Below are 9,032 nucleotides of genomic sequence, written 5' to 3'. Positions count from 1 at the left end.
CCGCCCAGCTCACCCCCGCCGCAGCCGCCCCCCTGATCCCGCAAACGCGCGGGCGTTCGCCAAGTGCGCGCGAAATAGACCCCGAATCGGGGGCGAATCCGAACGCGTCTGACGAATGCGCGCGCATTTGCGACGAACCCCGCCCCGGCGCACAAAAAACTCCCCACCCGACGGATCGGGTGGGGAGTTCTTGGCGGTGGCGGAGGGATTTGAACCCTCGGACGGGGATTACCCGTCACACGCTTTCGAGGCGTGCTCCTTAGGCCGCTCGGACACGCCACCGCAGAAGACTGTACCGGAATGACGGCCTGAGGCTAAATCGCCTGCTCAGCGCGCAGATCTAGTTGCCGGTGAGCTTGTCCTTGATGTTCGAGGCTGCGTCCTTGACTTTCTCGGCACCGTCTTTGAATGCGGCCGAGGTCTGGTCGCCCTTGCCCTCTGCTTCGAGGTCCTTGTCTCCGGTGGCCGAACCTGCGGCTTCCTTGGCCTTGCCGCCGAGGTCTTCGGTCTTGTTCGAAATCTTGTCGCCGAGTCCCATAAGTGTCTCCTTCGCAAGTTCGGAGCGCAGCGTTGCGCTCTGCCCTCTACCCTCCACAAAATCGGACATGCAGGCCACCATGTGACGAGATCGTTATCTCTGACGGGCGAAGAATCGGGTCAACACTTCGGCGCATTCGGCTTCCAGTACACCGCCGCGGACCTGTGGCCGATGGGTGAGTCGGCGATCGCGCACGACGTCCCAGAGCGAACCGACAGCTCCGGTCTTCGGCTCCCATGCTCCGAACACCACCGCTCCGACGCGGGCCAGCACCAATGCCCCGGCGCACATCGTGCAGGGTTCCAACGTGACGGCCAGAGTGCAGCCTTCGAGTCGCCAGCCGTCACCGTGAACGGCCGCTGCTCGACGCAACGCGATCACTTCTGCGTGTCCGGTGGGGTCGCCCGACGCCTCCCGCGCATTGCAGGCCCGGGCTATCTCACGTCCGGTGGCGTCGAACACGACGGCTCCGACGGGGACGTCGGCATCCGATGCCTCGGCCGCAGCAGACAGCGCTGCTCGGATCATGTCCGCGTCGGACATCGGCATCGGTTACCGCCGAAGCTTGTCCACCGCTGCGGCGAACTCGCTTTCGAAACCCAGTCGTTCGGCAATGGACTGCAGTTGCTCGTCCGGATAGTCGTCGGTCTCGGCGACGATAATGCCGAGCACGGCTTCGGGCAGTCCGAGGTCCGCCAGCAGGGCGAGGTCGCCTTCCTCGTAGGGCTCGATGTCGTCGAGTTCATCGGGGTCGACGTCGGGAATCTCGATGTTCAGCGCATCGAGCACGTCCGCGGCGATTTCGTAGTCCACTGCGGCGACCGCGTCGGACAGCAGGAGTCGGGTGCCGTTCGGTGCGGGACGCAGGATGACGAAGAATTCCTCGTCCACGTCGAGCAGTCCGAACACAGCTCCCGAGCTGCGCAGTTCACGCAGTTCGGTCTCTGCCGCCGACAGACTGGTCAGTGCGTCGTCGGACAGCGGCGTAACGGTCCACTTGCCTTCCTCTCGGACAACAGCAACGCCGAATCCCTCGAGGTCGTCGTATTCCGGTGCGGATGCGCGGTTGTTGTTCGCGCGCTGTGCGGCCATGCGCGCAACGGTAGTCCGGTAGGGGCCTGTATTCGAAGTCCACCTCCCGTCGACGTCACCCACCTGTGCCAATCTGATCCGGTGACTTCTTCCTCGGTGTGCGTTCTGGGTCTCGGATTGATCGGCGGGTCGATCCTGCGCGCGGCTCACGATGCGGGTCGTCCGGTGTGGGGATGGAACCGATCGGCCGACGCGATCGCCGGTGCTATCGCCGATGGCTACGACGTCGGCACAGACATGAAAGCCGCTCTGAGCAGGGCCGCAGCACAGGACGCGTTGATCGTCATCGCGGTTCCGATGCCTGCCGTCGACTCCGTTCTGGCGGCAATCGCCGAGCACGCGTCCGCTGCTCCGATCACCGATGTGGTCAGCGTCAAAGCCGAGGTGGCCTCGGCAGTAGCGGCTCGCGGACTGCAGGCCCGCTACGTCGGTGGGCATCCGATGGCCGGCACCAACCAGTCCGGCTGGTCGGCCACCGATCCCACGTTGTTCGTCGACGCGGTGTGGGTGGTGGCCACCGACCCGGGAGTAGACGACGACGTGTGGACGAGGGTGGCCCGGCTCGCGCTGGATTGCGGTTCGGTGGTGGTGCCGGCCGAGAGCGTCGAGCACGATCGCGCCGTCGCCAGAATCTCGCACCTGCCGCACCTGCTGGCCGAGGCCCTGGCAATCGTCGGGGCGGCAGGAGGGCCGTTGGCGTTGGGCCTGGCTGCAGGCTCGTTCCGCGACGGGACGCGGGTGGCGTCGTCGTCGCCGAATCTCGTCCGCGCGATGACCGAGGGCAACGCGGCCGCTCTACGCACCGCGCTCGACGAGGCACTGCATGCGCTCACCGCAGCGCGCCAAGAACTGGACGAGAACTCGACGAAAACACTGGTCGACGCCGGAAACACAGCGCGGCTGCAGTACGAGCAGCACCAGCGTTTCGAGATCACCGACATCACCCCGGGCGAGCCGGGGTGGCGAGAAAAACTGCAGGACGCGGGTCGGCGCGGTGGCGTCGTGCGTCAGATCCGTTCGGCCAGTCCCGGGTAATCGAGGACGAATCCGTCGGCGTCGACCGTGACGGACGACGTGGAGACCGGCGAGATGACGTGGATGCCCTCGGAACCGCTGCTGTAGGTCAGCGTGGCCTCTTGAATGCTGAGGTCGAGCACGTTCACGTAGACCGTGGGCACCTCGAGGTCCTGGACCTGAGTGTGCAGACCGAATCGACGGATCGGCAGAGTGTTGAAGAAGGGGCTGAGCACCATGTCGACGTCGAGTGCGCCACTGTAGGTCGAGCGCTGATGGCTGGTGCTGTTCTCCACCATCCAGTAGCCCTCGTCGTCGCGGCTGACGGACGCCTGCCGGTCACCGGACGCGAGCGAGGTGCGCACCGACAGTCGCTTGGTGACGCCGTATTCGTCGGTCACCAGGTCGTAGGACGCGCTGAAGGCGGGGTGATCGCTGCACGCAGCGCCGATGATGCGTCCGGCAGCCTTGATGCGATTGCCGGAGAGCTGTACTCGCACGGACTCCATGCGGGGAACATCGTGGGCTCGCCACGTCAGGATCGAGGGCCAGGTTTTCGCGTCGGTGGAATCGGACGCGGGGACGGAGGCATGCTCGGCACCCGATGCTTGAGTGATCACCCACCTACGGTAGGCGACGAGGCCCCCAGAAGATCAAGCGGACGTGCCTTTTCTCGCAGTTCATTAAGGTTGTGCCCGTGACGACAGAGAACACCGGCGGCGGTCAGTTCGATTTCGCGCATTCCGAACAGGCCGCGAAGAGTCGACAGGACAAGGCGACAGCCCTCGCGCGTTACGTGTGGGACCGCGGCATCACCGGTGCCGAACTACTCGACCTCACCGACGCCGTCCGCCGAAAGCTGGCCCGCGCTGCCGACCTACACCCACCGAGCACGATGGAGACGTGGACCATCGTGGCCGAATTGCTCGACCGTAAATCCGCATGGGCGGCCGAACACCCGGGCCACGACGGCGCGACGCCCCAGCACTCGGACGAGAAGATCATGTGGGTCAAGCCGCCGATCACTCCCTGGACTTAGACCAGCGAGTCCTCCCACGCCTCGTGCAGGTGCGCGAAGCGCCCCTCCCCCGCGATCAGGTCCTCGGGGGTTCCGTCCTCGACGATGTTTCCGTCGGCCATGACGAGCACTCGATCTGCGATCGCCACCGTCGACAGGCGGTGCGCGATGATCAGCGCCGTTCGTCCCTGCAGGATCGTCTCGAGTGCGCGCTGCACCAGCCGCTCGCTCGGGATGTCCAGGCTCGATGTTGCCTCGTCCAGCACGATCACCGACGGCGCGGCCAGGAACACCCGCGCGAATGCCACCAATTGCCTTTGGCCCGAGGACAATCGACCTCCGCGCTTGCGCACGTCGGTGTCGATTCCCTCCGGTAGCGACGCGATGAACTCCGTCAGTCCGACGGCGTCGGCCGCAGCCCGTACCTCCGCATCGGTCGCGGTGGGGCGTCCGAGTCGGATGTTGTCCGCCACCGAACCCGAGAACAGGAACGACTCCTGTGTCACCATCACGACGTTGCGACGCAGGTCCTCGTCGCTGATCTCCCGCATGTCGATGCCGTCGAGTCGCACGGCTCCGGCCGTCGGATCGTAGAAGCGCGCCAACAGCTTTGCCAGTGTCGACTTGCCTGCTCCCGTGGCTCCGACCATCGCAACCACCTGGCCGGCGGGTACGTGCAGCGAGAATTCCGGCAGCACGACGCGTTCGGGGCCGTAAGCGAAGTGCACGTCGTCGAACGTGATATTGCCGTTGGCCGTTCCGATCTGCACCGGGTTCTTCGGTGCCGTCACCGACGGTTCTTCCTCGAGCACTCCGGAGATCTTCTCCAGCGCAGCGGCGGCCGACTGGTAAGCGTTGAAGACCATCGCCAACTCGTCGAGTGGACCGTAGAACCGGCGCAGATACAGCACGTAGGCCGCGAGCACACCGATGTCCATGTGGCCGTTGATCACTCGCCAGCTACCGAAGACCAGGATGATGGCGAGCGTGACGTTGCCGATCCAGCGCACGATGCCGGTGTAGCTGGCCATACCGCGCAGCGCCGCGGTGGTGGCGTCCCGGTACTCCGAGTCCTCGGTGCTGAGAATCGCGTCGTTGCGGCCCTCGCGCCGGAACACCTGCACCGCACGGATTCCGCCCATCGACTCGACGAAGTGCACCACGACGCGCGCTATCGCCACCCGTGTCCGACGGTATCCCTGACGTTGGCGACGCTGCGACCACCGGGTGACGAGCACCAGCGGAACGAAGCCGGCCAGCACAATCAACGCCATCGGCACATCGAGATACACCAGGATGATCGCGATCGACACCATCGACAGGATGGCCGTCAGTGCATCGTTGAGCGCACTCTCGAGCAAGGTCTGCAGAGACTCGACGTCGCTGGTCAGTCGCGAGATCAGCCGTCCCGAGGTGTATTTCTCGTGGAACGACAGGCTCAGCTTCTGGGCATGGTCGAACACCCGTCCGCGCAGGTCGTAGAGGATGTTCTGGCTGAGCCGCCCCGAGACGGTGAGAAACGCATAGGTGGTGAACATTCCGAGCAGACCGAAGCCGGTGTAGCCGCCGACCGCCCACAGCAGCGGACCCCAATCGCCCTGTCCCGCAGCGCCGACGCCGTTGTCCAGCGCGTAGGCGATGAACAACGGACCGGCGACGTAGGTGATGTTGTCGACCAGAATGATCAGGAACGACAGCAGGGCCTGCTTCTTGTAGGGGCGCACCAGTGATCCCAGCAAACGACGAGAACGTCCGGCCAGCACCAGGTTTCCGGTGGCGTCGACCTCGGATTCCTCCCCGCCGACGCCCCGCCAATCCTCGGTGGCGCTCTGATCACTCATGGACCGACCCCATCACCTCGCGGTACCGCGGCGACGACGCCAACAGTCCCTCGTGTGTTCCCTGCTCCACAATTCTTCCGTTCTCGAGATAGAGCACGCGGTCGGCCAATGCAGCGGTCGACGGCCGGTGTGCCACCAGCACCGTCGTCGAATGCGCCAATACGCGTCGCAGTTCCTTCTGCACTTTCGCTTCGGTGTCCACGTCGAGCGCGGACAGCGGGTCGTCGAGCACCAGCACCCGCGGCTTGCCGAGCACCGCCCGCGCCAGTGCGAGCCGCTGCCGCTGCCCACCGGACAGACTCATGCCCTGCTCACCGATACGAGTGGCCAACCCCCACGGCAGTTGCTCGACGAAATCCGTTGCGTGCGCGATCTCCAACGCCTCCGCAATCTCCGCGTCGGACGCCCCAGGAGAACCGAGTGCGATGTTCTCGCGCGCACTGGCCGAGAACAGCACCGGATCCTCGAAGGCCACCGACACGATGGAACGCAGGTCCGACAACCGCATCGAGGCCACGTCGATACCGTCGATCGTGATGGTGCCCTCGGTGACGTCGAACAGCCGAGGAACCAGGTTGGTCAGCGCAGTCTTTCCGCTACCGGTGTTACCGACGAGCGCAACGGTCTCCCCCGGCTCGACGACAAAACTGACATCCTCGAGCAGCGGCGAGGACGCGTCGGGAAAGGTGAATCCCACGCGATCGAATTGCACTCGGCCACGGATCTTTTTGGGTAAATCGACGGGATTGACCGGATCGGTCACGGTCTCGGGAGTGTCCATGATCTCCCAGTACCGATCCGCTGCCGTGCGCGCGTTGTTCAGCTCGGCCAGCAGGTACCCGAACGATTCGATAGGCCACAGCAAGAAGGTGACGATCGCAATGGCGGCGACGAGCGTGCCGACCGTCATCGTGCCCTGCACGATCGAGTACGTCCCCACGGCCAGGATTGCGCCGATGGTGATCGGTTGCAGCCCGACGATGACGGCCCAGATGATCGCGAGGTAGCGCACCTTCTTCAGCTCGGTCCCGCGCAGAGTGCGAGCCTGACGGAGAAACTGCTTGCCCAGGTGTGCACTTCGACCGAAAGCCTTCAGGACACGAATGCCCTGGATGGATTCCTCCACCGTCGTCGTGACGTCGCCCGCCTGATCCTGAGCATCACGCGCTACGACGCGGTACAGCGTCTCGAACTTGGTGCAGGCAATGACCAGTGGCACCGACGTCACCAGCATGATCAGCCCCAATTGCCAGGACTGGACCAGCAGTACGCCGATACCCACCACGAGCGTGACGGCGTTGATGATGATGAACGGGCCGATGAACGCCATGAACCGGCGCATCGAACCGAGATCGGCGATGGCGCGCGAGAGCAGCTGACCCGATTCCCAACTTTCGTGCGCCGCAACCGAGAGTCGCTGCAGCTTGTCGAATACTGTTGCACGAGCGGTGATCTCGAATTGACTCGACGGCCTGGACACCAGGTAGCGCCGCACCCAGATTCCGGCCGCGTCGATGGTGCCCAACAGCAGGATCAACGCTGCGGGCCACCACACCGCCGAGAAATCCCGGTCGGTGATGGGACCGTCGATCACACGCTGTATCACCAGAGGAATGACCAGGCCGGTCAGAGTCGCGATGAGCGAGACCACGATCGAACCGATGTAGAACCACTTGTACGGGGCCAGGAACGGCGCAAAACGCTGCAGTGAGCTGGGTGCCTTCGCCGTGTCCGGGTATGGCTGATCGAGGGTTCGGGTTTCGGGATCGAGCACACCCGTAGACACAGTTCTTCTCCTTATTGCTGTGCTCGAATGATTTCATTGCACAGGCTCAGTTTCCAACCGATTTTTGGGCCAGCGCATTCCAGTGTGAAACCTCGAGCAAGGTCGAGGTCAAGTTCAAGAGCCCTCGAGTAACGTAGGACCGTCGGGCGAGGGAAGGGCACACGTGAGCGCACGGTCGATGGTCGGGTTGTTCGCGGGGATCGGCGGGCTCGAGCTGGGTTTGGCCGAGGCGGGCTGGTCGACGCAGTTGCTGTGCGAGATCGATCCCGGAGCCGGGGCCGTCCTTCGAGCGCGTATGCCCGAGACACCGCTGCACACGGACGTCACCACTCTCCGCAGCCTGCCCGGCGACACCGAACTGGTGGCAGCGGGCTTTCCTTGTCAGGACCTGTCCCAGGCCGGACGCACTGCGGGCATCACCGGTGCCCGCTCCGGCCTGGTGGACGAGGTGTTTCGGCTCGTCACGCGGCGGCGGGGCCCGCGCTGGCTGCTGATGGAGAACGTGCCATTCATGCTGCAGCTCAGCCGCGGGGCTGCCATGCGACACATCACCGACGCGCTCGAGGACCTCGGCTACATGTGGGCCTACCGCGTCGTCGATGCCAGAGCGTTCGGATTGCCGCAGCGTCGCCAGCGGGTGGTGATGCTGGCCTCACGCACCGACGATCCGCGCGAGGTGCTGTTCTGCCAGGATGCAGGCCCGTTGCCCGACGGCGATCCGAGCACCCAACCATGCGGCTTCTACTGGACCGAGGGCATTCGCGGTCTGGGCTGGGCGGTCAATGCGGTCCCGACGCTCAAGGGTGGATCGTCCCTGGGCATCGCCAGTCCCCCGGCGGTTCGTCTGCCGTCCGGGGAGATCGTCACGCCCGGCATCCTCGGGGCCGAACGTCTGCAGGGGTTCGATCCCGACTGGACGCTGCCTGCTGTCCAGCAACCCGGCGTGCGCAGCGGGCATCGTTGGAAGCTCGTCGGCAATGCCGTCAGTGTGCGGATGGCGTCATGGGCCGCGCGTGCACTCGACGATCCGAAGCCGTACGACGCGTCGAACGATCTAGCTCTACTTCCCGGCCAGGCCTGGCCGACCGCCGCCTGGGGACGCGATCGAACGTCGTTCAAGGTCGCCGTGTCGACCATGCCGGTGCACGAACCCTACGAGGACCTCATCGACTTTCTGGACGACTCCAAGCTGCTGTCGGCGCGGGCCACCGCGGGATTCCTCAAGCGCGCCCGGGCCGGCAACCTGCGCTTCGCCGACGGTTTCCTCGACGATCTCGACGCCCACCTCGAACGCATGGGCGGGTACGCCGAGCGGGTTCCGGTGTGAGCGCAGACCGTCCCGTCACCGACGCGAAAACCGGTGCGCGACTGAGCAAGCAGAAACGACGCGACACCAAGCCCGAGGTGGCGCTGCGGCGAGCACTGCACCGGCGAGGCCTGCGATATTTCGTCGATCGCGCACCGTTGAAGGGCATGAGGCGTCGAGCAGATCTGGTGTTCCCCAGGCGCAAGGTCGCGGTCTACGTCGACGGCTGCTTCTGGCACAGCTGCCCGATTCACGCGACCGCGCCCCGCAACAACGCCCAGTGGTGGGCCGACAAACTGGCCGCCAACGTCGCCCGTGATCGCGACACCGACGAGAAGCTGCTCGCGGAGGGCTGGCGTGTGGTGCGGATCTGGGAACACGAGGATCCCACCGTCGCCGCCGACCGAGTTGAAGACGAATTATCAGGAGACTGAAAC

At 65.1% G+C, this 9,032-nt stretch carries 10 protein-coding genes and 1 tRNA gene; 4 read left to right on the top strand and 7 right to left on the bottom strand.

The features are described from left to right. Positions 1-191: 191 nt before the first annotated feature. From CH256_RS01240 to CH256_RS01225, 4 genes are all read right to left on the bottom strand, one after another. A tRNA-Ser gene (locus CH256_RS01240) sits at positions 192-282 on the bottom strand. A 58-nt stretch (positions 283-340) separates the two neighbouring features. Next, a complete protein-coding gene (locus CH256_RS01235; RefSeq protein WP_032380656.1) occupies positions 341-538 on the bottom strand; it encodes a CsbD family protein in 198 nt (65 codons plus the stop codon). Positions 539-631: 93 nt separating this feature from the next. Continuing rightward, positions 632-1,081, bottom strand: a complete 450-nt coding sequence (locus CH256_RS01230; protein ID WP_094668655.1) for a nucleoside deaminase — start codon at positions 1,079-1,081, stop codon at positions 632-634. A 9-nt stretch (positions 1,082-1,090) separates the two neighbouring features. After that, positions 1,091-1,630, bottom strand: coding sequence for a tRNA adenosine deaminase-associated protein (locus CH256_RS01225; RefSeq protein ID WP_068054716.1), 540 nt, complete (start codon positions 1,628-1,630; stop codon positions 1,091-1,093). Between the two features lie 63 nt (positions 1,631-1,693). On the opposite strand from CH256_RS01225, the gene CH256_RS01220 reads away from it, so the two are divergent. Next, positions 1,694-2,665: a prephenate dehydrogenase gene (locus CH256_RS01220; RefSeq protein WP_094668661.1), complete on the top strand. Its 972-nt coding sequence runs from the start codon at positions 1,694-1,696 to the stop codon at positions 2,663-2,665. Here the strand turns inward: CH256_RS01220 and CH256_RS01215 are convergent. Continuing rightward, complete coding sequence (locus CH256_RS01215) at positions 2,638-3,153, bottom strand: putative glycolipid-binding domain-containing protein (RefSeq protein WP_068054710.1); 516 nt, start codon at positions 3,151-3,153, stop codon at positions 2,638-2,640. The two genes, CH256_RS01220 and CH256_RS01215, sit on opposite strands and share 28 nt — an antisense overlap. A 188-nt stretch (positions 3,154-3,341) precedes the next feature. On the opposite strand from CH256_RS01215, the gene CH256_RS01210 reads away from it, so the two are divergent. Beyond that, the gene (locus CH256_RS01210; RefSeq protein WP_037188837.1) at positions 3,342-3,683 is read left to right on the top strand and encodes a hypothetical protein; all 342 of its coding nucleotides are present in this window, start codon (positions 3,342-3,344) and stop codon (positions 3,681-3,683) included. Here CH256_RS01210 and CH256_RS01205 read toward each other — a convergent pair. Further along, complete coding sequence (locus tag CH256_RS01205; RefSeq protein ID WP_094668654.1) at positions 3,680-5,503, bottom strand: ABC transporter ATP-binding protein; 1,824 nt, start codon at positions 5,501-5,503, stop codon at positions 3,680-3,682. The two genes, CH256_RS01210 and CH256_RS01205, sit on opposite strands and share 4 nt — an antisense overlap. Further along, on the bottom strand, positions 5,496-7,289 hold the full coding sequence (locus CH256_RS01200; RefSeq protein ID WP_094668653.1) for an ABC transporter ATP-binding protein: 1,794 nt from the start codon (positions 7,287-7,289) through the stop codon (positions 5,496-5,498). Before CH256_RS01200 ends, CH256_RS01205 begins: the two co-directional genes overlap by 8 nt. A gap of 178 nt (positions 7,290-7,467) precedes the next feature. Between CH256_RS01200 and CH256_RS01195 the strand changes: the two genes are divergently transcribed. Beyond that, positions 7,468-8,616: a DNA cytosine methyltransferase gene (locus CH256_RS01195; protein ID WP_179271957.1), complete on the top strand. Its 1,149-nt coding sequence runs from the start codon at positions 7,468-7,470 to the stop codon at positions 8,614-8,616. Continuing rightward, a complete protein-coding gene (locus CH256_RS01190; RefSeq protein ID WP_094668651.1) occupies positions 8,613-9,029 on the top strand; it encodes a very short patch repair endonuclease in 417 nt (138 codons plus the stop codon). The genes CH256_RS01195 and CH256_RS01190 overlap by 4 nt, the downstream gene beginning before the upstream one ends. Positions 9,030-9,032 lie beyond the last annotated feature (3 nt).

Origin of the sequence: Rhodococcus sp. 05-2254-6, assembly GCF_002258565.1 — a bacterium.
GTDB lineage: Bacteria > Actinomycetota > Actinomycetes > Mycobacteriales > Mycobacteriaceae > Rhodococcoides.
This window is presented reverse-complemented; position numbering and strand designations above follow the sequence as displayed.

Coding starts and splice junctions, on each gene's coding strand:
- CH256_RS01225 (WP_068054716.1), bottom strand. CDS start 1,630: ATGGCCGCACAGCGCGCGAACAACAACCGCGCATCCGCACCGGAATAC.
- CH256_RS01195 (WP_179271957.1), top strand. CDS start 7,468: ATGGTCGGGTTGTTCGCGGGGATCGGCGGGCTCGAGCTGGGTTTGGCC.
- CH256_RS01230 (WP_094668655.1), bottom strand. CDS start 1,081: ATGTCCGACGCGGACATGATCCGAGCAGCGCTGTCTGCTGCGGCCGAG.
- CH256_RS01215 (WP_068054710.1), bottom strand. CDS start 3,153: ATGGAGTCCGTGCGAGTACAGCTCTCCGGCAATCGCATCAAGGCTGCC.
- CH256_RS01205 (WP_094668654.1), bottom strand. CDS start 5,503: ATGAGTGATCAGAGCGCCACCGAGGATTGGCGGGGCGTCGGCGGGGAG.
- CH256_RS01235 (WP_032380656.1), bottom strand. CDS start 538: ATGGGACTCGGCGACAAGATTTCGAACAAGACCGAAGACCTCGGCGGC.